This window comes from Arthrobacter sp. H20 (assembly GCF_000520515.1).
Lineage (GTDB): Bacteria > Actinomycetota > Actinomycetes > Actinomycetales > Micrococcaceae > Arthrobacter_D.
Genome location: NZ_KI914759.1, coordinates 148,281 through 173,473, shown reverse-complemented (window position 1 = coordinate 173,473; position 25,193 = coordinate 148,281). Strand labels below are relative to the sequence as shown.

General features: G+C 63.5%; 23 protein-coding genes. 16 read left to right on the top strand and 7 right to left on the bottom strand.

All coding sequences use genetic code 11. The features are described from left to right. Positions 1-148 precede the first annotated feature (148 nt). The 4 genes from Y703_RS0116915 (at position 149) to Y703_RS0116900 (ending at position 3,143) form a co-directional block, all read left to right on the top strand. Positions 149-853, top strand: a complete 705-nt coding sequence (locus tag Y703_RS0116915; RefSeq protein WP_026553661.1) for a sortase domain-containing protein — start codon at positions 149-151, stop codon at positions 851-853. Positions 854-941: 88 nt separating this feature from the next. Continuing rightward, a complete protein-coding gene (locus Y703_RS0116910) occupies positions 942-1,511 on the top strand; it encodes an RNA polymerase sigma factor (RefSeq protein WP_026553660.1) in 570 nt (189 codons plus the stop codon). Further along, positions 1,498-2,295, top strand: a complete 798-nt coding sequence (locus Y703_RS0116905) for an anti-sigma factor domain-containing protein (RefSeq protein WP_026553659.1) — start codon at positions 1,498-1,500, stop codon at positions 2,293-2,295. Before Y703_RS0116910 ends, Y703_RS0116905 begins: the two co-directional genes overlap by 14 nt. 68 nt (positions 2,296-2,363) lie before the next feature. Further along, a complete protein-coding gene (locus Y703_RS0116900; protein WP_026553658.1) occupies positions 2,364-3,143 on the top strand; it encodes an enoyl-CoA hydratase/isomerase family protein in 780 nt (259 codons plus the stop codon). Here Y703_RS0116900 and Y703_RS20565 read toward each other — a convergent pair. Together Y703_RS20565 and Y703_RS0116885 are read right to left on the bottom strand one after the other, a co-directional pair. Next, positions 3,140-5,671: a sensor domain-containing protein gene (locus tag Y703_RS20565; protein WP_051427705.1), complete on the bottom strand. Its 2,532-nt coding sequence runs from the start codon at positions 5,669-5,671 to the stop codon at positions 3,140-3,142. The two genes, Y703_RS0116900 and Y703_RS20565, sit on opposite strands and share 4 nt — an antisense overlap. A gap of 346 nt (positions 5,672-6,017) precedes the next feature. Then, on the bottom strand, positions 6,018-6,461 hold the full coding sequence (locus Y703_RS0116885) for an Lrp/AsnC family transcriptional regulator (protein ID WP_035765735.1): 444 nt from the start codon (positions 6,459-6,461) through the stop codon (positions 6,018-6,020). Positions 6,462-6,677: 216 nt separating this feature from the next. On the opposite strand from Y703_RS0116885, the gene pdhA reads away from it, so the two are divergent. From pdhA to Y703_RS0116845, 8 genes are all read left to right on the top strand, one after another. Then, positions 6,678-7,835: a pyruvate dehydrogenase (acetyl-transferring) E1 component subunit alpha gene (gene pdhA / locus Y703_RS20560; protein WP_081743593.1), complete on the top strand. Its 1,158-nt coding sequence runs from the start codon at positions 6,678-6,680 to the stop codon at positions 7,833-7,835. Continuing rightward, positions 7,832-8,908 carry an alpha-ketoacid dehydrogenase subunit beta gene (locus tag Y703_RS0116875; protein ID WP_026553656.1) on the top strand — a complete coding sequence of 359 codons (1,077 nt, stop codon included), beginning with the start codon at positions 7,832-7,834 and terminating at the stop codon, positions 8,906-8,908. The genes pdhA and Y703_RS0116875 overlap by 4 nt, the downstream gene beginning before the upstream one ends. Then, positions 8,905-10,425 carry a dihydrolipoamide acetyltransferase family protein gene (locus Y703_RS0116870; RefSeq protein ID WP_253908096.1) on the top strand — a complete coding sequence of 507 codons (1,521 nt, stop codon included), beginning with the start codon at positions 8,905-8,907 and terminating at the stop codon, positions 10,423-10,425. The genes Y703_RS0116875 and Y703_RS0116870 overlap by 4 nt, the downstream gene beginning before the upstream one ends. Before the next feature lie 16 nt (positions 10,426-10,441). Further along, positions 10,442-11,275: an endonuclease/exonuclease/phosphatase family protein gene (locus tag Y703_RS0116865; RefSeq protein WP_026553654.1), complete on the top strand. Its 834-nt coding sequence runs from the start codon at positions 10,442-10,444 to the stop codon at positions 11,273-11,275. A 35-nt stretch (positions 11,276-11,310) separates the two neighbouring features. After that, positions 11,311-12,189: an MBL fold metallo-hydrolase gene (locus tag Y703_RS0116860; protein ID WP_051427702.1), complete on the top strand. Its 879-nt coding sequence runs from the start codon at positions 11,311-11,313 to the stop codon at positions 12,187-12,189. A gap of 123 nt (positions 12,190-12,312) precedes the next feature. Next, positions 12,313-12,771 (top strand): cupredoxin domain-containing protein, encoded by a 459-nt coding sequence (locus tag Y703_RS0116855; RefSeq protein ID WP_035765729.1) that lies wholly within the window; start codon positions 12,313-12,315, stop codon positions 12,769-12,771. Beyond that, complete coding sequence (locus tag Y703_RS0116850; RefSeq protein ID WP_026553651.1) at positions 12,768-13,211, top strand: hypothetical protein; 444 nt, start codon at positions 12,768-12,770, stop codon at positions 13,209-13,211. The genes Y703_RS0116855 and Y703_RS0116850 overlap by 4 nt, the downstream gene beginning before the upstream one ends. A gap of 46 nt (positions 13,212-13,257) precedes the next feature. After that, positions 13,258-14,532, top strand: coding sequence for an MFS transporter (locus tag Y703_RS0116845; protein WP_051427701.1), 1,275 nt, complete (start codon positions 13,258-13,260; stop codon positions 14,530-14,532). On the opposite strand, the gene Y703_RS0116840 is transcribed toward Y703_RS0116845, so the two are convergent. Beyond that, positions 14,529-15,440, bottom strand: coding sequence for a phosphatase PAP2 family protein (locus Y703_RS0116840; protein WP_026553649.1), 912 nt, complete (start codon positions 15,438-15,440; stop codon positions 14,529-14,531). The genes Y703_RS0116845 and Y703_RS0116840 overlap by 4 nt on opposite strands. Before the next feature lie 93 nt (positions 15,441-15,533). Between Y703_RS0116840 and Y703_RS0116835 the strand changes: the two genes are divergently transcribed. The 4 genes from Y703_RS0116835 to menD all read left to right on the top strand — a co-directional run bounded on the left by Y703_RS0116835 (position 15,534) and on the right by menD (position 21,284). Continuing rightward, a complete protein-coding gene (locus tag Y703_RS0116835; RefSeq protein WP_155849582.1) occupies positions 15,534-16,223 on the top strand; it encodes a hypothetical protein in 690 nt (229 codons plus the stop codon). Between the two features lie 62 nt (positions 16,224-16,285). Next, entirely contained in the window at positions 16,286-17,278 is a 993-nt protein-coding gene (locus tag Y703_RS0116830) for an o-succinylbenzoate synthase (RefSeq protein WP_026553647.1), read from the top strand. Positions 17,279-17,375: 97 nt separating this feature from the next. After that, positions 17,376-19,547, top strand: coding sequence for a PhoX family protein (locus Y703_RS0116825; RefSeq protein WP_026553646.1), 2,172 nt, complete (start codon positions 17,376-17,378; stop codon positions 19,545-19,547). A 75-nt stretch (positions 19,548-19,622) separates the two neighbouring features. Then, positions 19,623-21,284 (top strand): 2-succinyl-5-enolpyruvyl-6-hydroxy-3-cyclohexene-1-carboxylic-acid synthase, encoded by a 1,662-nt coding sequence (menD, locus tag Y703_RS0116820; RefSeq protein ID WP_343212912.1) that lies wholly within the window; start codon positions 19,623-19,625, stop codon positions 21,282-21,284. A gap of 5 nt (positions 21,285-21,289) precedes the next feature. Here the strand turns inward: menD and Y703_RS0116815 are convergent, their stop codons facing one another. From Y703_RS0116815 to Y703_RS0116800, 4 genes are all read right to left on the bottom strand, one after another. After that, on the bottom strand, positions 21,290-22,702 hold the full coding sequence (locus tag Y703_RS0116815; protein WP_253908095.1) for a D-alanyl-D-alanine carboxypeptidase family protein: 1,413 nt from the start codon (positions 22,700-22,702) through the stop codon (positions 21,290-21,292). A 61-nt stretch (positions 22,703-22,763) separates the two neighbouring features. Beyond that, a complete protein-coding gene (locus tag Y703_RS0116810; protein WP_026553643.1) occupies positions 22,764-23,519 on the bottom strand; it encodes an amino acid ABC transporter ATP-binding protein in 756 nt (251 codons plus the stop codon). Positions 23,520-23,524: 5 nt separating this feature from the next. Next, positions 23,525-24,310 carry an amino acid ABC transporter permease gene (locus tag Y703_RS0116805; RefSeq protein WP_026553642.1) on the bottom strand — a complete coding sequence of 262 codons (786 nt, stop codon included), beginning with the start codon at positions 24,308-24,310 and terminating at the stop codon, positions 23,525-23,527. A 68-nt stretch (positions 24,311-24,378) separates the two neighbouring features. Beyond that, complete coding sequence (locus Y703_RS0116800) at positions 24,379-25,173, bottom strand: transporter substrate-binding domain-containing protein (RefSeq protein ID WP_026553641.1); 795 nt, start codon at positions 25,171-25,173, stop codon at positions 24,379-24,381. Positions 25,174-25,193: the final 20 nt, after the last annotated feature.

The window sequence follows — 25,193 nt, the reverse complement described above, 5'->3', positions numbered from 1 at the left end:
TCTACAGCGTTCTGCTTATACTCCGCCGTGAACTTCCCTCGAGCCGATCCCATATAAACCAGACGTCCTTCCATAGAAGGCAGCTAAATCACCCGTCCCAAAAATCGGAAACAGTCCACTCCCTACCCCTCAACGAAAGTCGCAGCTCTTGCCTCGTAAGCCCACCCACCTCGTCGCCCTCGCTCTGGCAGCGTCAGTCGGTCTTCCCGCCTCAGGATGCGCCACGCCCGCCGCTGACCCGCCGCAGACGTCCGCTCCGCGGACGACGGCGCTGGAAACCCCCGTCGCTCCTGCCACCGAGTCAGTTGACCCTGAAACAGTTAGCCCTGACGGTGCCGAGAGTGCTAGCGCTGCTGCCGACAACCCGGGCGTGAGAATTCAACCGGCCACCAGTGCCCTGGTCGAGGCCTCACCGCGGCCAGTCTCCCTCGATATCCCTGGCACGGATATCACCGTGAAAGTGATTGATGTAGGGGTGGAAAGCGACAATGAAATGGAGATTCCAGAGAGCTTCTACGAGGCAGGATGGTATCGCTACGGGCCCGCGCCGGGTGCTGCAGCAGGCAATGCAGTCCTCGCGGCTCACATCGACATCGGGACGGAGGTTATGCCCTTTACCCAGCTGAAAGACGTTCCGCCAGGAACTGTCATTACTGTTGGCCGCGAGAATGCTGAGCCTGTGCAGTACGAAGTCACTGATGTCCGGCATGAGCCGAAAGCAACACTCGACACCGCGGAGATTTTCCATCGTGATGGCGAACATCAGCTGATGATTATCACCTGCGGAGGGGGCTGGCTAGCAGACGAGGATGATTATGAGGATAATGTTGTGCTGACGGCCTCCCCGCTCTGAAAGGGTCATGAACGCAGTCGACCCGTTGGCAGTGTGGATGCCTAACCAGGGGGCATAACAGACGCGTCCGCGCCGTTAGGAGAGTAGGTTGACACCTCCAGGCCACGAGTGGACTCCGCAGCGCGACCTCGAATTCTCAGCAGGTGAGGAACACGCACTTGCGCTTGCCTACAAGAGCTTCGCCCCGTTGATTTTTACTGTCGCACTTCGTTCACTTGGTGACCGTTCAGCCGCTTCCGACGTGACCCAGGAAGTGTTTGTCAGGGCGTGGCGCTTTCGATCCGGCTACAGCCCCAACGCGGGCAGCCTACCCGCGTGGTTACTCGGTATCAGCAGGAACGCTGTGTCCGATGCACAATCGGCCCGCCAGAAAAGTGACAAGATCGTGCAGCGAGTCCACACGGTCGGGGACCTCAGGGCACAGGAGGATGGCACCGACGAGATTGAAAGCGTGGCCAACCGGGTAGTGCTCGATTCGGAACTTGAATTGTTGGGCGAACCCCAACAATCAATCCTTCGCCTCGCCTTCTACGAAGACTTAACACATCAACAAATATCTTCCCGGCTCGATCTGCCACTCGGGACAGTCAAGAGCCATATTCGCCGAAGCCTCACTCAACTACGCAGCCGATTGGAGACCTGGAATGCAGCACCTTGACCCGGGGACCATCAGTATGGCTGCCCTCGACGAATCCCTTGATGAGTCCTCCCAGGAACATCTTGACGGCTGCCCCAGGTGCGCCGCCGAGGTGGGGGAGCTCAACAGCGTGGTCCTCGCCGCACGCGGTGACGCCACCGACGCCGTGCTGGAATCACCCGATCCTCAGGTGTGGGCGACGATCCATCGGGAACTCGGTCTGCAACCATCGCTGAGTGCTGACCCGCTGACCCTTTCCCCGCCGGCGGACTCCAGCGCGACCGTGTCCGAGCTGGCGCCTCTGCAATCCAGAGAGCACCGCTCGAAGAACCCGCGCACTAAGAATCGGCTCCCGAAGATGCGGACCTTCGACTCGAAGTTCATGATCGCCGCCGTCACCGTCGGCGTATTGGCTGGCGGTGCGGCCGTCTGGGCAACTCAGCAGCTTGGCGTGGAAGGTTCAGCAGACGTTCTCGCGAAAATCGACCTCGATCCGCTGGATGGCTTCACCGCCCAGGGAAGTGCAACTGTGTTTGCTGCCGAGGAGGGTACTCGCACCCTGGAGATCACTATGACCGATGAGCAGGCGGACGGATATCAGGAAGTGTGGTTGATCGCGCCGGACCTGGAGCAGATGTACAGCCTCGGTGTTATCGGCGGCGGGACCAGTTCTTTCGCTATCCCCGACAGCGTCGATCTGGCAGCGTTCCCCATCGTTGACGTCTCAGACGAGCCGCTCGACGGTGACCCGCTGCACTCAGGAGTCAGCGTCCTACGAGGCACTCTCGGCGCCTCCGGCGGTTAGCGCCTCAGGGAGCTCCGCACTGGCCGGTCACCGCTAGGCTGAAGGAACACTGACCGGAAGGCACGTAAATGATCGAACTGACTCTTGAGAACAACGTCGCTGAAATTGTGTTGAATGCGCCGGCGAAACTGAACTCCCTTGATGGAGAGGCACTGGGGGAGTTGTCCCGGGCCTATGATGAGGCCGCCGCCGCCGCAGCCAAAGGATCTGTGCGGGCGCTGGTTCTTCGCGGCGAGGGTCGGGCGTTCTGCGCGGGACGTGACATCTCCAATGTTCATCCGGAGTCCGACGATGCAGTCGCTTACCTGGAGGGCCTGGTCACTCCCCTTTTGCGGAAGATGGCTGCGTTTCCGGCGCCCACATTTGCTGCGGCGCACGGCGCCTGCCTCGGTGTCGGGCTCGGGCTCCTGGTCGCCACCGATGTGGTCTATGTGGCCGAGAATGCCAAACTCGGCTCGCCGTTCGCGAAACTCGGGGCCACTCTCGATTCTGGCGGACACTGGCTGTTCACCGAACGTCTTGGTGCGCATCGCACCCTTGACCTGATCTACACGGCCGAGCTCATGACAGGGGCGGACGCCGTCGCCGCCGGCCTGTTCAGCCGGGTAATGCCCGCAGACGAGCTCCTACCAAGAACACGGGAGACTGCCCGGCGGGTCGCGTCGGGCGCGACCGGAGCTTTCAGGGCCTCGAAGGACCTGGTGGCAGGGATCCGCGACCGTCGGATGGGACTGTGGGAGTCGATCAGCGAAGAAAACGCTGCGCAGGGAGAACTGTGCAGCAGCGACGACTATGCCGAGGGATTCACTGCCTTCCAGGAGAAACGCACACCTGTATTCAACGGCTAACGCGCTTCTGCCCTGTGGTCAGGGCTGCTCAGCGGCGGCAGGATTTTGTTGGGGGTGCCCTGCTCGGAGGGTCGACCGAGCAGGTATCCCTGTCCAAAATCGCAGCCGAGCCCGTGGAGCGATTGAGCCTGGCTGGCGGTTTCAATACCTTCGGCGACCACTCTCAGCTTCAGTGCATGGGCCAGTCCGACGACGGCGTTGACGACGGCGAAGCTCTCTCGCCGTCGGGCATTGTCATCAAGACCGGCAGTAAACGAGCCATCGATTTTTACCGTGTCAACGGGGAATTGGGCGAGATAGGACAGGGACGAGTAACCGGTGCCGAAATCGTCGATCGCCAGGTTGACCCCGGTTGCCCGCAGCTTGATGAGAGTTGCTCTGGCACGGTCGAGATTGACCATCAGGACACTTTCGGTGATCTCCAGTCCGAGCGCGCTGCCCGGGACCTGGTGCTCATCGAGGGCCCGTTGGACAGTCGCCGCAAAATCGGGGCTGCGTAGCTCGTACGCTGACACATTGACCCAGACCACCGGGGGAGTGGCACCCGTAGCGTGCCTTCTGCCGACCTCGCGTAGGGCCTCGCCGAGGACCCAGGCCCCAAGGTCAATGATCAGCCCGGTCTCCTCCGCGAGATCGATGAAGTCTCCGGGCATCAGCAAACCGCGGGACGGGTGCTGCCAGCGGACCAAAGCTTCAAGCCCAACTACTTCGCCGTCGGCCAGGCTCATCTCGGGCTGGTAGTGCAGGCGAAGCTGCCCCTCCCGGATGCCCTTCAGGAGATCGCTCTCAAGCTGCGCACGGGTTCGTACCTGAGTGCACAGCGCCTTGTCGTAGACCGATGAACGGTTTCGACCCTGTTCCTTGGCTGCGTACATTGCGTCGTCGGCGTCACGGAGCAGCTCGGAGGTGGAGATGTGCTCGGGGCCGGCGAGGGCGATGCCAATGGACGCCGAGACGAAAACCTCAGTACCACCGATCATGATGGGCGGCTTGAGCGCGGCGAGAATCCTGGTTGCTGCAGCCGTTGCTTGCTCAGCTGTCGAATCCAGGCACAGGACCACAAACTCGTCGCCGCTCAGGCGTGCCACGGTATCGGAGGGCCGTGCGGCGGCTCGTAGGCGGCGGGCAACCTCGGTGAGCACGCCATCGCCTGCCTGGTGGCCGTGGGTGTCGTTGATGGCTTTGAACCGGTCCAGGTCGCAGAACAGCACAGCGACAGCCGGCGTGGCGCCCCGGGTTGCGTTCAGCGTCTGCCCCAGGCGGTCAACGAGCAGGGCGCGGTTCGGCAGACCGGTGAGCGTGTCGTGCAGCACCTGGTGCTGCAGCATGGCCTCGAAGGCTTTGCGGTCAGTGATGTCCTCGATGTGGTCGATCAGCATGCCTGCGCCGTCGACGCCGTCGGGAACCACCGAGGAGGAATGCAGAATGCCCACCACCGCTCCGTCGGCGTGGAGGAACCGGGTTTCATGTCGCCGTCGGTCGGTGACGCCCCGCAGCAGTGACCGACGATGGCGTTCCGCTGGGTCACGATCGTCGGGATGGGTCAGGTCCTGAACCGACATGGTCAAAAGAGTCTTCTCATCGCGGCCGAGCAACTCTGTCAGGGCCCTGTTGACCTGGATGAACTCCCCGGTAGGGGAGGTGACTGCCATCCCGATCGGTGCGTCGTCGAAAGCACTGCGGAAACGATGGTTCGACTCCTCCAACTCCAGCTCAGTCAGCTTGAGCTCACTGATGTCGCTGCAGGCCAGCACCAGGGAACTGCGGGGATCGGCCCCGCTCGTGTCGAGGTCGGCGACACTCACCTCAAACCAACGCCATTCACCGTCAGTGTGACGGAGCCGGAGCTCGGTGATGGCGCTGCGGCCCAGGCGAAGCCCCGGGGTGGCTGTGAGGAGGACACCGGCACGGTAGCTGTCATCGGGGTGGACCAGGTCGAGGAACGCTCTTCTGGTAAGCGCTGCACCGGCTGCACCCAGCAGCTGCTCGGACGTGGGGCTCACTGACGCTACCTGGCGCTGGTGGTCAAGGATGATGACCAGGTCCGAGGTATTCGCAAGCATGGTCTGCACAGCGATTTCGCGGTGTTTTCGGTGGGTGATATCCCGTTGAACAGCTACCCAGTGGGTGTACCAGCCCTTGGCATTTGCTACGGGAGTGATATTGATCTGGACCCAGAATTCCTGCCCATTTTTGTGGACGTTGAGCAGCTCAACTTCGACCGGTTCCCAGGCTTTGAGCGCTGCACGCAGCCGGTCCAATTCCCTCCGGTCCGTCTTTGGGGACTGCAGAACCCGCGGGGTTTTTCCGACAATTTCGTGAGGTTCGTACCCAGTCATCCGAGTGAATGCCGGGTTGACGTAGATAACCTCCGGCCCGCCGGAGGGGAGGTCGACAGGTTCGGCTCGCGTGACGAGCACCACATCGTTTGCATTGACCACTATGGATTCGAACAGGGCTGCAGTCTTTGCATCCGGAATTACGGCGAACCTGCGCGGTTCAGTATCCGGCACAGCGTTGTCAATCATGCTTTCCCCTTTAAAGCCAAGCCGATCACGGCACCCGTGGGCTTTTTTATGCTGGCCGGTGACGCTATTACATCATAGGGTGGTGCAGCGCCTTGACCAGACGAATTGCTGGGGTCATCAGGTGTCGTTGGATGCAGGAATTTATAACTTTTAGGAGACTTTTTGTGGTGAAAGGGTACTTTCAAAGTATTTTCCCCAGGCAATGACTTTTACTGGTGTTGTGGCCGGGGGGCGGTCTCGCAGCGTCTCATGGGGGAGGGCGACATTCAGAACGGGATGTCACCACCAGTCAGGGGCTGCTCCTTGGCCGCACCAGGTCCCATAGGCAACTGTCCCCCGGGCAGCCTCAGCGAGTGTCAATGTCCTCGAAGACCAGGAAGGTCTGGGTGTCCATGACACCCGGCATCGACTGCAGTTGGTCGAAAATGACCCGGCGAAGCCCCACGTTATCCTCGGCACGCACCAGCAGAATGACGTCAAAGTCCCCACCCACCAGCGCAATGTGGTGGATTTCGGGAACATCCCGAAGCCGCTCCCGTAGTTCCCGCCACGCGTGCTGCTGCACTTTGAGGGTGACGTAAGCGGACGATCGCAACCCTGCTTTGATCGGATCGATCAGGGCAGTGAATTTGGTGAGAACCCCCGATTCGGTGAGGCGCGCGATGCGTGAGTAGGCATGAGCGCGTGAGATGTGGACGTTCTCAGCAACGGCCGTCACCGATAGGCGGCCGTCCTGGGTAAGTTCGGAAAGAATCCGCCGGTCCACTTCGTCCAATGGTTGATCCACTATTTGTCCATACCTTCCTACGTAACGCAGCTCACACTTGCAGTTCGTCTACACAAAGCTGCTCTATCTTTCCTGAAGTCTACAACTTGGGCTGTAAGTAGATACGAAAAGTTGCTGCAGCCCATAATTGGATGACACAGCATCTAGCACCCATGATCGTTTGAGTGCGGAGGATCAGGCTAATCGCCGCCCCAGCAGGGCGGTATGACGGAGGCGGACATGATTATCTCAATCGGCAACACCATGGCACACGGAGCTACCTCCCCCCGACCGGATCTCATTGAAGCGGAGATGCTTCCCTCCGCTGTACCAGTTCAGCTGGTTGATCCGGCTGGAGCCCACACTCCTCACGACACCTATCAGCTGCCGGCCGGTGACGGTCTCTTGGACGCCTACCGCAAGCTGGTCATTGGCCGTCGGATTAACGACCAGGCCAATGCACTGGTGCGGCAGGGGCGGATGGCCGTTTACCCCTCCTCCCACGGTCAGGAGGCGTGTCAGGTCGCTGCCGCAGTTGTCATCGACCGCCAGGACTGGCTGTTCCCCACGTACCGTGACACGGTCGCAGTGATCACCCGCGGTGTAGACCCGCTTGAGGTCCTCACCTTGCTGCGCGGTGACTGGCATTCAGGGTACGACCCCCTGGAACACAGGGTCGCCACCCAGGCCACACCCCTGGCAACTCAGCTGCTTCATGCCGTTGGAGTGGCACACGCCGCCAAGCTGAAGGGTGAGGACACGGTGGTGCTGGCACTGTGTGGTGATGGTGCCACGAGTGAGGGCGACTTCCATGAGGCGCTGAATTTTGCTGCAGTGTTCCATGTGCCAGTGGTCTTCCTTATTCAGAACAACGAGTACGCGATCTCGGTGCCCCTGTCGTCGCAGACAGTTGCGCCATCGCTGGCTCACAAGGCGATCGGGTACGGAATGCCGGGCGAACGGGTGGACGGCAACGACCTCGCCGCTCTCCTCTCGGTGCTCGGTGTGGCTGTCGAACGGGCCCGCGAGGGCGGTGGACCGTCCCTGGTGGAAGCCCACACCTACCGGATGCAGGCCCATACCAATGCCGACGATCCTTCCCGCTACCGCTCCCCGGATGATGTGGAGAAGTGGATACCGAAGGACCCACTCAGCCGCATGCGCATCTATCTGCGTGAGGTGAAACTACTCGACGACGACGGCGAAACCCGCATAGCGGCGGAGGCAGAGGAGATGGCGGCAACCCTCAGGGACGGACTCAACACGGATCCGGTGGTCGATCCCGAGGACCTGTTCAACTACGTTTTCACCGAAAAGACCAGTCAGCTACGCGAACAGGCCGACCTGTTGCGTGGGGAACTCAGCCGCGAACAGCCCTCCGAGGACGTGACCCCATGACCGACACCACTGAACGAGTGCTTGACAACGCGCCGGCAAGCGCGCAGCCGCAGACCCTTACTGCCCAACCCGTCACCTTCGCCAAAGCCCTCAACGCAGCGCTCGCCGATGCCATGGAAGCTGATACATCAGTGGTGATGTTCGGTGAGGATGTCGGTGCCCTGGGTGGGGTCTTCAGGATCACCGACGGGCTCACCGCGCGCTTCGGGACCGATCGCTGCTTCGACACCCCGCTGGCCGAGGCAGGAATCATGGGGATGGCCGTCGGCATGGCAATGAACGGGATGCGACCAGTGGTCGAGATGCAGTTCGACGCCTTCGCCTACCCGGCATTCGAGCAGGTGGTCAGCCACGTAGCCAAGATGCCCAACCGGACGAAGGGCAAGGTCAAACTGCCCATCGTCATTCGCATCCCGTACGCCGGCGGTATCGGCGGGGTGGAGCACCACTGCGACTCCTCCGAGTCCTACTACGCCCATACCCCTGGGTTAACAGTCTTGGCACCGGCGACGGTTCGGGACGCCTACACCATGCTGCGTGAGGCAATCCGTTACCCGGACCCAGTGGTATTCCTCGAGCCGAAAAAGCTCTACTGGTCCAAGGAAGTGCTGGACCTTGCGGAACTCCGGGAAACATTCGAAGCCAGCACGGCCGCGCCTTCCATCGGCCGAGCAGTGGTTGCCCGTGCAGGCACGGACGCGACTCTGGTGGCCTACGGCCCGTCCGTGCCAACCGCCATGGCTGCTGCTGCTGCCGCAGCTGAGGAGGGACGCTCACTCGAGGTCATCGATGTACGCTCCATTGTTCCGTTCGACGATGACACCGTGTGCGCCAGTGTGCGCAAGACCGGCCGGGCGGTGGTTATTGCGGAAGCGCCGGGGTTCGCTTCAGTGGCGTCAGAAATTGTCGCCCGGATCCAGGAACGCTGTTTCCACTCTCTTGCCGCACCGGTGCGGCGTGTCACAGGGTTTGATGTGCCGTACCCGTCCCCGAAGCTGGAACACTTCTTCCTACCGAGTGTTGACCGTATTCTGGACACCGTTGACGAACTGCAGTGGGAGGATCAGGCGTGAGTGCCACGACGACCAGCGCACCAGCGCCGACCGCTGCGCTCCAGTTGTTCAACCTCCCTGATCTTGGCGAGGGTCTTACCGAGGCGGAGTTGGTGAACTGGCTGGTTGCCGAGGGCGACGTCGTCGTGGTGGACCAGGCGATCGCTGAGGTAGAGACCGCCAAATCAGTGGTGGAGGTGCCGTCACCGTTTGCCGGCGTCGTCGAGAAGCTCCACGGCCGCGCCGGGGAGACAATCGACGTCGGCAAGCCGCTCATCTCTGTCCGCAAGGCCGGGTCGCCCGGTCGCAGCCAGCCCGCCGGCGGAACCGAGCTAACAGGGGATGTCCAGCCGACCGCTGCAGAAGAAACCTACCGCGAGGAGGAACGGGCAGGAATTACCCTACCGGACACTTCAGCGCCAGTTGCGACGCCTGCTCCCGATGAGGGTTCCGGAAACGTCCTGATTGGCTACGGCACACCCGGGGGGCTCACCTCCGGTCGGCGACGACGCCCAAAGCACCAGCTACCCGCTAGCTCCGAAGCCCCCACCCCGGTCGTTGAATTGCCAGCCGCTGGCGCTGCCCCGGTTTGGTCCGGCGGCGCCAAGCAGTTCATCTCACCGCTGGTGCGCAAACTTGCCCGGGATGCAGGCCTTACCTCCGCTGGCTTCACCGGGTCAGGCACCGACGGCCTGGTGCTGCGACGTGACGTTGAGGAGGCCATCAGGCGGATCACCGACGGCCGCCCGCCAGCCGCATCGCTAACCGGGGCAGGCGCCGACACCGGAATCTCTTCCTCGGAGAGCCCCGGAACCGACCGCAAGTCAGGGCTGGCGATCACCACCCGCACCCCGGTCAAGGGCGTGCGGAAGACGGTTGCCGACAACATGGCGCGCAGCCGCCGGGAGATCCCCGAGGCAACCGTGTGGGTGGATGTAGACGCCACAGCGCTGATGGACCTTCGGGCGTCGCTCAAGCGCTCACGCCCTGACAGCACGCCCGGCCTATTGGCCTTCGTGGCCCGGTTTGTCACCGCGGGCCTCGCAAAGTATCCGGAGCTGAACACCCGGATCGTCACCGATGAGGAGGGCCGACAGGAAATCCTCGGGTTTGATGGGGTGAACCTGGGGATCGCCGCCCAGACTGATCGCGGACTGATGGTCCCTTGTGTTCACCGCGCGGACAGCCTGAGCGCTCGCGCTATGGATGCAGAGATCCGGCGACTGACCGCCGTCGTCCGCGACGGCAAGGCGACTCCGGCGGAGCTGACCTCAGGGACATTTACCCTGAACAATTACGGCGTGTTTGGCGTTGATGGCAGTGCTGCGATCATCAATCACCCCGAGGCAGCAATCCTGGGCATCGGCCGGATTATCGACCGGCCGTGGGTGGTGGACGGTGCCCTGGCCGTTCGGAAGATCACCGAGCTCACCCTGACGTTCGACCATCGCGTGTGCGACGGCGGCGTTGCCGGCGGATTCCTGCGGTATGTTGCGGACGCGATCGAGAATCCGGGCAGCGTGCTTGCAGACCTTTGAAGAAAGTGGTCCGGCGGTGTCCCCACCGCTCATTGGCCCGGTAGCAGCCCCTGAGCAGCACATCATGACCTTCAATATCCGACGGTCAATGCCCCATTTGCTTCCCGGCAACCGGGATTCCTGGGCAGTTCGTGCCCCCTTGGTGACTCGACTCCTCGGCGATGAGCAGCCCACCCTGCTCGGTGTACAGGAGGCGCTGCCGGGTCAGTTGAACGCCGTGGGAGCCGGGCTCGGCAGCGACTACGCTGGCATCGGCCGGGGGCGCAACGCTGACGGTTTAGGGGAGCAGTGCCCCCTGTTCTACGATCGGCGGCGGCTGGTGCTGATCGAATGGGCGCAGCTGGCCCTCTCAGGCACCCCAGCCGTCCCGGGCTCGACGTCGTGGGGCAACCGGATCCCACGGATTGCAGTCCGTGCCCTGTTTAGCGATCTCACCACCGGGAAGGAGTTCGTGGTGATTAACACCCACCTCGATCATCTGTCCCGCCGGTCGCGCCTCTATTCGGCTGACTTCCTGCGCAACTGCGTACGGGACTCGCAGTTCCCCGCGGTCGTGATGGGCGACTTCAACATCGATGCACCCTCCGGCCCGTACGACATCCTGACCGGGTCAGGGGCGCTTCGCGACAGCTGGACTGCGGCTAATCGCCAGCTTACCGAGCAGTGGGGCACCTTCCCCCACTACCGCAGGCCGCAGTGGGGAGCCAAGCGCATCGACTGGATCCTCACCAGCCCGCACTTCAGTGTGCTGCGGGCGGGAATCAACGTCACCCGGTACGGTGGTTCGTGGCCGTCTGATCACGCCCCGGTGCAGGCAGTTATGACGCTGGGTGTGGGTGCCGGCGCGTGAGCGGTGCACAAATCCACAGTCATTGAGAGGAATCCATGTCCGACACGTCAGCAGTAGACTCCGAGTCGAAAGACGCCGAAGCCCGTTGGCGGGAAGTGGGGCCGCGGACGTGGATCCTGCGTGGGGCAGGATATGGCATCAACGTCGGTCTGGTAGTGGGAACTGAGCGTGCCCTGGTGATCGATACGGGCGTCGGGCCAGTGCAGGCGGCCATGATCCTCGAAGCCGTCCGGGAAGTGACAGCCCTGCCGATAACGGTTGTCAACACCCACTCCCACTTCGACCACACGTTCGGCAACGCCTATCTCGCCGCCCACGGCGTTGATGACATCTGGGCAACTGCACGCTGCGCCGAGGACCTCGCACAGACCGGTGAGCAGCAACGCACCCTCGTGGCGGAACTCGAACCGGGCATGGCCGACGACGCCGGACCCAACACGTCCATCCACCCAGCAAACCGCGTGGTGGAAGACAGCCCAGTCGATCTGGATCTGGGGGAAATCTCGGTGACCCTGTTCCACCTGGGGCGAGGTCATACTGACAACGACCTACTGATCGGAGCTGGCAATGTGCTCTTCACTGGGGATCTGGTCGAAGAGGGCGGCGACCCCGGATTCGAGGACTCCTACCCGGCGGACTGGATTCGCACCCTGGGCAAGATTGCGGCCCTGGATGACCTGTACGACGTGTTTGTCCCTGGTCACGGAAATCCCGTCGGGGTCGAGTTTGTCACAGCCCAGCTGTATAAGATGCGGACGGCGGTGCGGGTCACCAAGGTGGCGATGGACGAAGCGTCGGTTGACATGACCAAGGCCATCCCGATCCTCCCGTACGGCCCGGAACAGTCGCGTGCTTTGCTGATCCGGTTGCGGACCCTGGCACGCTGGAAGTGGCATCAGTCCGGTGCCGTCTGACGGCTCCGGGCAATCCATGAACCCCTCGGTGACGAAGATCAAATGAAAGAGGATCCATGGCGCTGTCAGTGCCCGGAGCCTTCCGAGAATCGCTCCGATCGGGATCCTGTTGGAAAGGTAGTCATGGAAATCCGCAAGAGCATTTTAGGAATACTTCTGGCCGGAGCACTGGTGGGCGTGGCCGGATGTGGTGCGTCGGAGGATTCCGGTACCCCGGCGGCCGAGGCTGAGACCACCACCAGCCCAGTAGAGGAAGCAGAGGAAACCACAGAGGCCCCTGCCGAAGCGACCGAGGAGGAAAGCGCCTCCGAGGATCCCGACGAGGCCGTGGAGGAGGTCACAATCACTGTGACTGACTTCGAGTACGAAATTTCCGGTCCAGTCGCCCCCGGCGCTGAGGTGACAGTCATCAACAACGACTCGGCCGCTCACACAGTGACCTCGGACGAAGAGGGAATGTTCGACTCGGTCTTCGGACCCAATGAGACGGTGACCTTCACCGCTCCTGAAGAGCCCGGCGATTATTCGTTCATCTGCACCTACCACCCCGCGATGGTCGGCACGCTGGTCGTCGAGGGATGAGTAGCCCCGCCCCAGCAATCGTCCGCGCCCGCAACGGGCCGGTGATGATCGGCCTCAGGGTTGCCATCGCCATCGGGCTGGCCATCGACGCGTTCGTACATTTCCAGCTCGCTGCCAACTATCAGCTGGCCTTTCCCGGCGGCATCGGTGGCGGTAACCTGTTCCGCATCCAGGCCGTGGTAGCGATCCTGGCCGCCCTGCACGTGCTGGTCCGTGGCAGCCGGCTCTCCTACCTCATCGCTGCTGTGGTGGCGCTCTCAGCATTTGCCGCAGTAGTGCTGTCTGTGTACGTCCAGCTTCCTGCGATAGGACCGATCCCAGCCATGTATGAGCCAATCTGGTTCTTCGAGAAAACGCTCAGCGCGGTTGCTGAAGGTCTGGCCGGTGTCCTCGCGATCGCTGGACTGATCCTGCTGGGACGCCGCACTCGGGAAAGCTGACGGTCCTTCCACAGCCACAGCCACAGCCCCAGCAGGGCCGGCCGCCATGGCTGGCCCTGCTGCGCGATCGGGCGGTGACTACAGTAGAAGCGTGCCGGGCGAATCGTTCAACCTCAAGTCAATCGCTGTCGGCGCATATGGTCCGTCGCTGCTCTATGGGATTGCGACTGGAGCAATCCTTCCGGTCATAGCGCTCTCGGCCCGCAGCCTCGGAGCAGACCTCGCGACGGCAGCCCTCGTCATTACCCTGACCGGGTTCGGCTCGTTGATCGCCAATGTACCCGCAACGCTCATTGCCACCAGGTTCGGTGAACGCCGGGCCCTGGTGGGAGCGTCCCTGTGGTGTTCAACCGCCATGGTGTTGGGGTTGATAGCGCCGAATCTCACGGTCTTTGCTGCTGCCATATTCATGGTCGGTATGGCAGGTGCCGTCTTCGGTTTGGCCCGTCAGAGTTACCTCACCGAGGCGGTTCCTGTCCACTTCCGGGCCCGTGCCCTCTCTACACTTGGCGGTGTGACCCGGATCGGGGTGTTCCTGGGTCCCTTTGCCGCAGCCCTCGCCATGAGCGTCGCCGGGTTGGCGGGTGCGTATTGGGTGGGTGCTGGAGCATCCCTCGCCGCCGCTGCGTTGAGCAGCAGGGTTCCCGAACTCGGCGCCTCCAGGCGACTGGCCATGACCGGTCCCCTGGGGATCGACGGGGCGATGGCCCCGCCACCGCCAGCTCCCACCGTCCGGTCGATCCTGCGGTCCCACCGACGGGTCTTCGCCACAGTGGGGGTCGGAGTGCTGCTGATTGCCGCAATCCGGTCCTCCAGACAGGCAGTGTTGCCGCTCTGGGCCCAGGATATTGGCCTTGATGTTACCACCACCGCCCTGATTTACGGCCTGTCCGGTGCTATCGACATGCTGATCTTTTACCCTGCCGGAAGATTGATGGACTTTTGGGGGCGGCGGTGGATTGCAGTGCCCTGCATGCTGATCATGGGTGTTGCACTGATTGTGCTGCCGTTCACCGCCGACGCCGTGGGGTTGTTGTTAGTCGCGTTGCTGATCGGCTTTGGCAACGGCATTGGGTCGGGGATCGTGATGACCCTTGGCGCCGATTTCTCTCCGTCACCCGGCCGGCCCCAGTTTCTGGGCATCTGGCGGCTGCTCAGTGATATCGGCACCATGACCGGTCCTGGCCTACTCGCAGCGGTCACCGCGATCGCCACGCTATCGGCGGGAATATGGGCCACCGGTGGGCTTGGCCTGGTGGCGGCAGCGGTCCTCTGGTTCTGGATTCCGCCGCACAGGGCGACGTCGATCGCTCGGACCTAGGCCTCGCGGCGTCGTGCCTGGTGCCCGAACAAGCACCCCGCGAGGGCACTGAGTGTGAATCCCACCCCGACAATCATTGACAGTCCGGACCAGAAGAACAGGGGAATCTGAGCGGTTCCCGGCACCGGTGCTGGCCCGATGAGTTGGACATACAGGTAAAGGATGGTTCCCAAGGCGAGTCCCCCGATGCCCGCCGCCCAGCAGAAGGTCAGCCACAGCCTTGAGGCGGCCCAGTGCTCGCCATACCCGTTCCACACATTCCAGGCGCTACCGAAACGCATGATCAGCAATCCGCCCAGCAAGGTCCAGGCACCCACCACCAGGAAGGCGGCAATGACGTCGGCTGGGCGATGCCACAGGTTGAGGAAAGTGGCGGCGCCTGCCGCTACCGAATAGGCGCCACCGGCTGCGGCCGCCAGGGGCCGCCACCGGGGCGTGACTACCAGGAAGATCGCCGCCGCAGCCGACGCTGCGAGGGTGGTGTGGCCGGACGGGAGCGAGTTGAAATCGAGCGTCGGGACGCCCCGGTCGGGGCGGTCAAACAGCAGGTTTTTGAGGATCTGGGTAGTCAGATTCGCCCCGGCGATCGTTCCCAGCGCGATCACCGCTGCTGACCAGCGTTGTCTGCGTAGCGTCACGAACAGGATCACCGCCGACGCGATCAGAACCGAGATATAGGGCAGGTTATCCAGAAACTGCAGGAAGGGCCGCTGGGTGTCGGGTGCGGCGAATCCGGCTTCACGCCACGCCGATTCGTCAGCGAACTGTCCAGTGCTCGTCCGCACGAAAACCCAGTAGGTGACCCACAGCGCCAGGGCACACACCACCGCACCCATCAGGAACAAGGATGGGTTGCGTGCTGCAGGAAGTCGCCGCCCCGTTGAGTTCGCTGATTTCTGTGAGGTCACCTTGCAAGACTTCCACACCGCTGGCATAGATATGTAATCCAATCGTGATCTTTCACCGGTCTGAGGGTGACGACGGCCCGGGACAATGGGGTCATGAGACGGCACCGTGTTCTCCAATCGACGATCCTGGGGGTCGCCATGCTTGCCGTTGCCGGCTGCGGCGCCGTCGTGACACCGGGGGGTGGTTCCGCGGCAGGGGACGACGCGCCGGTGGGGTCATCATCGGCGCCTGCATCGCCACCCGTTTCATCGCCTTCCCTTCTCCCCTCAGCGGCCCCCGCCGCCCCCGGGGCACTCATCGCCCAGGGGACAGTCCTACAGCAGGGCGAGTCGCTGCCGCAGCTGTGCCTTGGCGGGGTTGCCGAGTCCTATCCGCCGCAGTGTTCAGGGCCCGACCTGCTCAATTGGAACTGGGACGGGGTGGAGCAGTCCGAAACCGCCTCCGGAGTGACCTGGGGCACCTACGCGGTGCAGGGAACCTGGGACGGCACCGCATTCACGCGGACGGGCGAGCCAATCCCACTCTCACTCTACGATCCGATAGCCGACGTGGATCCCCGCCTCGACCCGGCGAATCCCGGATCAGGCGATCAGGCTGACCTCGAGCAGCTCCAGCTGGAGCTGTTTGAGACGCCGGATCCGCTGGTGCTGAGTTCCACGGTGACCAATGGGTACCTCTTTGTCACAGTTGTGTACGACGACGGAACCGTTCAGGAACGCTATGACGAAGAGTTCGGACCGACGCTGGTGGCCGTCCAGTCGGCGTTGCGGCCCGTGAGCTGACCCGACAAGTGAGTCAATCAGGCCAGAGGGGTTCCGGCCCGCCAGTCGCGTAGCCTGAACGCGTGAGCACTCTCCCCTCAACTGCCGAGCTCCTATCAGCTGCCCGCGTGGTGTCGATTCCCATGCGGATCAAGTTTCGTGGCATTCTGCATCGCGAGGCTCTCCTGGTTGAGGGCCCCGCCGGTTGGGGCGAGTTCTGTCCCTTCCCCGAGTACGACGACGCCGAGGCTGAGCCCTGGCTCCGCAGCGCCATCGAAGCCGGCTGGCAGGGCTTTCCTCCCGCAGTGCGGAAACGGGTCGCAGTCAACGCAACTGTCCCGGCTGTTCCCGCTGCCGAGGTCGAGCCAATTCTCGCCCGGTTCGGGCCCGTCGTCGCCGTCAAGGTCAAGGTTGCGGAGCTGGGCCAAACCACCGCCGACGACCTGGCCCGCGTGGCCGAAGTCCGAAGACTCCTGCCGGCGGCCGGACTACGGGTCGATGCAAACGGCGGTTGGACGGTCGCCGAGGCCATCACAGCGCTCACCGCGTTCGCAGAGCACACCCTCGAGTATGCTGAGCAGCCAGTGATGGCCATTGATGGGCTGCGTGCCGTCCGGCTTGAACTACGCCGCAGGGGAATCGACTTGCTCATCGCCGCCGATGAATCGGTCCGTAAGGAAACCGACCCGCTACGCGTCGCAAGGGAAGACGCAGCCGACCTCCTGGTCATCAAAGCCGCGCCCCTGGGCGGCGTCCGCCGGGCGCTCGAGATTGTGGCGCAGGCAGGACTCCCCGCAGTCGTCAGTTCAGCACTCGATACGTCAGTGGGAATCAGCGCTGGTGTGGCGCTCGCGGCGGCTCTCCCCGAGTTGCCCTACGCCTGCGGGTTGGGGACGGTATCCCTGATGCAGGGCGACGTCACCGAGCATCCACTGGTGCCCGACGGCGGCTGGTTGACTACAGGGCCGGTACAGGTGTCCGATGACCTCCTGAAGGCCTACGCTGCTGACCCCCACCGCACCACCTGGTGGCTGGAGCGTCTGGAACGGGTAAGCACCCGGCTCGGCGCAGCGTAGCGAATTCACCCTCTCGTTACCTTGAAAGCCCGCTGAGTTAGCCCGGGCTTGCCAGTGTGGAGCCTGCGCACCCTGCCCACTGCTGGAAGGCACCCACATGAGTGACACGAAGAAACGTTTCCTGCCAATGCTTGGCCACACCAACGGGAAGCGCAGCGCCGTAACTTGCGCGTTGAAATGCGACAACGCGTGCGCTTCGGCAGTCTGCAACACCACCGATAACGGCTATTTCCGGGACGTCGTCTCAGCCGAGTTTTCCCGACGGAACGTACTGGGCGTCGGCGCTGTTGGTGCACTCGCAATGATTGTTGGTGGGCAGGCTGGCACCCAGCTGCAGCCCGCCGGCCCGCAGCTGGCTCCCGCCGTCGCACTCCAGAAACGTGGGCCCCGCAGTAACCTCAAGTTCACACCGATCCGTCCGGTGGACGCGCTGGTCGATGACTTCACTGTGCCCAAAGGTTTCACCTGGCAGCCGATTATCCGCTGGGGTGACCCGCTTTTCCGTAACTCACCGGTATTCGACGTCTTCAACCAGTCTGAGGCCGCGCAGGAACTGCAGTTCGGCTACAACTGCGACTACACCGACATCCTTGACCTGCCCGGCAGCAAGGGCAAACGCGCAATCATGTTCGTCAACCACGAGTACACCAATGAGCCGATCATGGTGCCACCCGCCATGCCCGCTGCGGAGATCCGGGGCATCGGCCGCGCCGCGCACGGCCTGACGGTAGTCGAGTTGGAGCGTCAGAATGCTTCGAAGCCCTGGAAGTACGTCCAAGGCGCCCCGTTGAACCGTCGCTTCCTGCTGGACACCCCCTATGAGCTGACGGGTCCCGCCGCCGGATCCGACCTGGTCAAGACCATTGACGATCCCGGTGGCCGAACTATTCTCGGAACCCTCGGCAACTGCGCTGGCGGCACCACCCCGTGGGGAACGATCTTGTCCGGGGAGGAGAACTTCAACGGCTACTTCGTCAGCCCGGGAACGAGTGCCTCGGACCGTCGTTACGGACTGACGGCGGCTCCGACGGCCCGTGGCTGGGAAAACGACGAACCCCGGCTGGATACCCGGAACAAGGGTTACCAGAACGAAACGAACCGTTTCGGGTACATCGTCGAGGTGGACCCCTTCGACAGGACCTCGACGCCGAAGAAGCACTCGATGCTGGGCCGCTTCAAGCATGAGGGCGCCAATGTGATCGTGGCCGGCGACGGCAGGGTGGTGGCCTATTCCGGCGACGATGAGCGGTTCGACTACCTCTACAAGTTCGTTTCCAAGAACCGGATGGATACCGCTGGTACCCCCGCGGCCCGGCGGAAGAACATGATGCTGCTGTCCGAAGGGTCGCTCTACGTGGCCCGGTTCCAGGGCAACTCGGCCCCCGAGATTGATGGGTCCGGAGGTGTGCCAGCTGACGGGTCGTTTGACGGCGTCGGAGAGTGGCTGCCACTAATCGTCAACAACGAGTCGGTTGTATCTGGGATGAGCGTTGCCGAGGTGGCTGTCTACACCCGGCTGGCAGCTGACAGGGTGGGGCCCACCAAGATGGACAGGTGCGAGGACGTGGAACCAAACCCTCGCACCGGCAAGGTCTACGTGGCCTGCACCAACAACACCAACCGCGGCGTCGGCGCCAACTCACCCGCCGACGAGGCGAACCCGCGCACCGCCAACCGGTCCGGCCACGTGGTGGAGATTACCGAGAACGGCGGGGACCAGACGTCAGCCCGGTTTACCTGGAACCTCCTGATGGTCTGCGGAGACCCGGCCAACGACCCCACCGTGTACTTCAGCGGCTTCCCGGCCGAGAAGGTTTCGCCGATCTCCTGCCCGGATAACCTTGCGTTCGACTCGGTGGGCAACCTGTGGATCTCCACCGATGGGCAGCCCGGCACCATCGGGTACTGCGACGGGCTGTTCCAGGTCACGCTTGAAGGTGAGGAACGCGGCAACGTGGAGCAGTTCCTGGCGGTCCCGCGGGACAGCGAGACGTGTGGTCCGATCATCAGGGACCAGGACCGCCACGTCTTCGTTGCGGTCCAGCACCCAGGCGAGAACGGCGTCTGGGGGAACCAGACCTCCCGCTTCCCGGACTATGTGGCAGACGGTGACCACCCACGCCGAGGCGATGCGGCAGTGCCTCGGCCGTCAGTAGTTCAGGTGTTCCCGGGCAACGACAAACGTCGAGGCCGAGGCCCGGGTAAGGGCAAGCCACCGCACGACGACACCCGGGGTGGCAAGGACGCGAAGGCGCAGGGCCGCTCGTAGAGGGCGGAACCCGATGCCTGGCCGGGCTCGGATCGGGCGCGTGGGGGCCCGGCCGGGATGTGTGAGGATGGAGGCGTGAACGAGCAGCTGAACTCCATCGACGCCGCCCGGCGGGCCGTCGCCGCGCTGACCGCAGCAGGGGTGCACCATATAGTCGTCGCCCCGGGGTCCCGCAGCGCCCCCATGGCGTACGCCCTCGCCGAAGCTGAGGCCGTTGGCGCGGTTCGGTTGCATGTGCGCATCGACGAGCGGGTCGGCGGGTTCACCGCGCTCGGCCTGGCGCAGGGAGTCCAGGGACCCGCTGCGATCCTGACGACGTCGGGCACCGCCGTCGGCGAACTGATGCCCGCGGTGATGGAGGCCAATCACGCCGCGGTGCCGTTGGTGGTGTTGTCCGCCGACCGGCCAGAGGAGCGGCGGGGGAGCGGCGCCAACCAGACCACCGACCAGGTGGACCTCTACGGCTCCCACGTCAGGTGTGGGATCGACGTTCCAGCTGGTGCCGATCCCACAGCGTTCGTGGCCAAGGCGCTCGCTGAAGCGCTGGGCGCCTCAGGCGCCCGCGGCCCGGTGCAGCTGAACCTTGCGTTCCGCGACCCGCTGATTCCCGACGACGCCGCCACAGTGTTCGAGCCGGTTGCCTCTCCGCCCAGCGACCCGGTGCCGGCGCTAACCCCCCGACGCCGAAGCACTGGAGCCCGGCCAGCCTCGACCGCCCGGACAGTGGTCGTTGCGGGCCACGGGGCCGGCGAGCTGGCAGCAGTCTTCGCTCAGCACCTGATGCTTCCGCTGCTCGCCGAACCCTCGTCCAACTCCCGCTTCGGCCCGAATGCCGTTGCGCAATACCGGCTGCTGCTGGAGCATTTGGGGGCCGACGTCGAGCGGGTGGTCGTCTTTGGGCGGCCCACGCTCTCACGCCCGGTGGCCGCACTGTTGTCCCGCTCAGACATACAGCGGGCCCTCTATGTCCCGGGGCCGGTGGCATGGTTCGAGGAGGGCCGGCGGCAGGAACTGATCATCACCAGCCTCGATGAGCTGTTGCAGTTCGCGGGGCAGGGCGAGCCAGGGTGGCTGGAGCGGTGGCAGGAGGCCGGATCGCGCTCCGACGCGGCCTTGCGGTCAGTGCTCGCCGAGAGCACTGCACTGAATGGACTCCACGTAGCCGACGCCGTCTGGGAGAACACCGACGGCAACCTGATGCTGGGGTCCTCCAATCCGATTCGCGACGCCGATCTGATCGCGTCTCCGGGGTGGCACCCGCTGGAGGTCTACGCCAACCGGGGGCTGGCGGGAATCGACGGCACCATCTCCACAGCCACCGGGGTGGCTCTGGCGACCGGCATTCCCACCCGTCTGCTGGTTGGCGATCTGACCTTCCTGCACGACGCCGGTGGACTGCTTCTGGGGCCAGGCGAAGACGAAGCCGATCTGCAGGTGGTGGTGCTCAACGACGCAGGGGGAGGTATCTTCGGCCTGCTGGAACATGGGGAGGACGGAAACCTGGAGCGGCACCGCAAAGCAGTTGAACGATTGTTCGGCACCCCGCACACGGCGGATCTTGGGGCGCTGGCGCTGGGCTACGGCGTCAGGCATTCACTCGTCGCCTCGGCGGCTGACCTCGATGCAGAACTGGCGCCGCCCATCCAGGGCCGCTCAGTCATCGAAGTCCAGGCTGATCGGTCAGGGCTTCGCGGGCTGCACGCATCGATCAGGGCGAGTATCGGGCGCGTGGTCTAAGCCCCCTACCGGAAGATCAGCGAGTTCTGCCATCCGTCGCCGATGGTGAAGGCGCCGCCCCAACCGCCCTTAGTGATCGGGTAATGCCTGAGGGCGCCTGAACCGGTCCGCACGGTCAGCCCATAGGAGGCAGGGCCCTGGAAGCCGGAGACGGCGTGGGCACTGTCAATCGACTGCCAGCCGGAGCCGATAGTCCTCCGGCCTTCGTCAACGAAACGGGCCTTGCCATTGGATCGGTAGAGCACCATTTCACCGGTGGTGCGGGTTGCCAAAACATCCTGGTTACCATCCCGGTCGAAGTCCGCCAGCGTGATCCGCGAGGTTTTCCACCCTGATCCGAACTGCGCCCGAGCCTGCGAGGACAGCGCGCCTCCGGTGTTATTGGCGTAGTGCCACAGTCGCCCGGCGCCATCTCTGGCCACCACCGACGGGTAACGGCTCCCGCGCCACCAGGTGCCAACGGTGATCTCGTGGACGCCCCACCCGCCCCCCACGCGGATAGGGGACTGGAAGCCGCCGCCGCGGAGTCCTCGGTAGAGAGTCAGCCTGCCGTCCTGCCACTGGGCGAGGATGTCCTGCACACCGTCGGCGTTCCAGTCGGTGGCGAACCCGGCCTTCAGCCCACCCCACCCGCCGCCCACGCGGGTGCGCTGGAGGAGGCCGCCGGAGAATGTGGGAGGGTAGTTCCACAGCACGCCCGAAGAGTCGACAGCCGTGAGGTCTGTTGCGCTTTTGATGGTCGGGTTGGATCCATTGAAGTAGTGCTCGAGGGTGGGGATGCCGCGGGTTTTCATTTCGGTGGCAAGGGGCTTCCCTACGTACCTCAGGTGCCACGGCTCGTAGGTGTACCCGGTGGTGGATTGATAGCCGTCCGGGTAACGAACAATGAAGCCGTACCGCCATGCGTTGGCCGCCACCCACTTGCCTCCCGGGGTGTTGCCGAAGCAGGAACCCAGACCACACGAGCCGTTGGCGTTGCCGACGTCGACGGCGAGCCCCGTCTGATGCTCGCTGTGCCCCGGCCGAGCCGAAAGGGTGTCAGCAGTTGCCTGCCCGTACATCGCCACGTAGTTGTTGTAGAGGGACGCCTGCTCACTATAGGAGCGGTAGGCGCTCACCACACTGAGCGGGGCACCAGCGCTACGGGCACCACCAAAGAGGTTCTGCAGGTTCGCTGAGACGGCTCGACGCAGCACATAGTTGGTACCCGGGAAGTAGACCAGATCCGGCGCTATGTAGTTCAGCGGATTCAGCGGCCGGGACTTGGTGACCAGCACGTGATAGCTGTCCGGGTTGCCCACCGGAATGGCCGCTGCCGCGGGCTGGGCGGTCAGCAACCCACCCAGGAGCGCGCAGCAGAGCACGACGACGCTGATCAGTCTTGCGCGAAGCCGTGCGGGCCGGAGGGGTGTTGGCATGAGGATTCCCGCGGGTAGGTCGTTCTGGTGGACTTATCGTCCCATGTGGTCTGGACGGCGGCTAGAGCACCTTGGAGAGGAACTCTTTGGTGCGTTCATGCTGCGGGTTGCCGAGGACATCCTCCGGTTTGCCCTGCTCGACCACCACTCCGCCGTCCATGAACACCACCCGGTCTCCGACTTCACGGGCGAAGCCCATCTCGTGGGTGACCACCATCATGGTCATCCCGTCCTTGGCCAGTTGTTTCATGACATCCAGCACATCCCCGACCAGTTCGGGGTCGAGCGCGCTGGTGGGCTCGTCGAACAGCATCATGTCAGGGTCCATCGATAGCGCGCGGGCAATCGCCACACGCTGCTGCTGCCCGCCGGAGAGCTGCGTGGGAAACGCCGTCGCCTTGTCTTCTAGACCCACCTTGGCGAGGTTGCGGGCGGCGATCTCCTCGGCGTCGGCCTTCTTGCGCTTCTTCGCCCGGATCTGGGCCAGGGTGAGGTTGCGGGTCACGTTGAGGTGCGGGAACAGGTTGAACTGTTGGAACACCATCCCGATCCTGGTACGCACCTTATCGAGGTCCATCTCGTCATCGGTAATGTCGACGCCCTCCACCATGATGGTGCCGCTGGTGGGCTCCTCCAGGCGGTTGACGCAGCGCAGGAGGGTGGATTTACCGGAACCGGACGGACCGATCACGCACACCACTTCACCCTGGTCCACATGAAAATCGATGCCTTTGAGGACTTCATTGTCACCAAAGCTCTTGTGCAGGTTGCGGACCTCGATGGCCGGCACATCAGTGCGGGGCGCTGCTTCACTCATCGCGCTCACCGTCCTCTCTTGTTGTGTTTCTCAAGCTTGGCCACCAGCTGGGTCAGCGGCAGGGTGATGATCAGATACAACAGTGCAGCGAGTACCAACGGAGTCGCGTTGGCGGATGAGGACACCATGTCGCGGGCAAAGGTGGTCAATTCACGGTCTCCCAAAGCCATCCCGGCAATAAACAGCAGTGACGTGTCCTTGATCAGGATGACCAGCTCGTTGGTCAGCGGCGGGGTGACGATCCTGAACGCCTGCGGAAGGACTACAGAGATCATGGTCCAGGATGGTCGCATCCCCAAAGATCTGGCGGCCTCCACCTGGCCCGGTGGAACCGCTTCAATCCCGGCACGGATGGTTTCGGCAATATAGGCGGAGGACACGATGATCAGAGCGATCAGGCCCGCACCTGCGCTTCCCCCCGGTGGACGCCAGCCAAATGCAATCGGCACGGCGAACGCAAAGCCGAAGATCACCAGCAGGGCCGGGAGGCCGCGAAACAGCTCGATGTAAGCGGTTGCCGCCCAGCGATATGGCAGGATCGGGGAGAGCTTCATCAGAGCAAGAATCAGGCCCAGGAGCAGCCCGCCGACGAACGCGATAGCTGTGTACAGGACAGTGTTCTTCGCCGCCACGGTCAGGATTTCGGGGAATGCCTCGACTGCAACGTCCAGATCAAAGAAGTTGCTCCGGATCGCCTCCCAGTCAGCGAGCCAAACGACTACGGCTACGGCGAGGATGAAGAGTACGTACAGGGCGCCGCGGGTCAGGCGCCTACGGGTTGAGCGTTTCAAAGGGGGAGCCAATCTTTTCCGGGGAGACAGAAGGCCCGGAACCCAAGCGGGTTCCGGGCCAGTAGCCGCTACTCCGAGAAGTAGGTGTTGTAGATCTCGTCGTACTCGCCGTTGTCCCGCAGCTCGGCGAGCTGCTCGTTGACGGCGGACAGGAGGTCCTCGCTGCCTTCCTTGGTCATTGCGAAGCCGTACTGCTCATCGGTCTCGAACTCTGCAGCGATCGTGTACGTGCCGTCCTCGGTGTGGCTAAGGTTTACCGGCAGGTCCTGCAGGATGCCCGCGACGTTGCCCGCCTGAAGCGCCGAGTACAGTTCGGCGTCACTCGGGAAGGCGACAACTTCGGTATCGGCAGGCACGTTCTCGCGGGTGTACGTTTCACCGGTGGTTCCGGCCTGGACACCTACTGACATGCCGGCGAGATCGTCAATTGAGGCAACATCAGAGTCGACCGGGACTAGCAGCGACTGGAGTGAGTCGTAATACGGCTCGGAGAACGCGAGGTTTTCTGCGCGCTCCTCGGTGATAGTCATGGCGCTGGCGCCGACATCGCACTGGCCCGCGGCAAGGACCGCTCCGCTGGCGAGGCCGTCAAAGCCGACGTCGACAACCTCAAGCTCAAGGTCCATGCCTGTCGCGATGGCGCGCATGAGGTCCATGTCGAAGCCAACGTATTCGCCGTCTTCTTCATATTCGAAGGGTTCGAACGGGATGTCTGAGCACACTGTCAGGGCGCCTTCGGCAATCAGGCCAAGGCCCGATTCTTCTGCGGCTGGCTCGTCGGAACCGCCGCAGGCGCTGAGTGCGAGTGCACCGATGGCCGCGATGGCGAGGGTCTTGGGAACTGTCGAGCGCTTGGCAAACATACGAATACCTCATTTGTGGA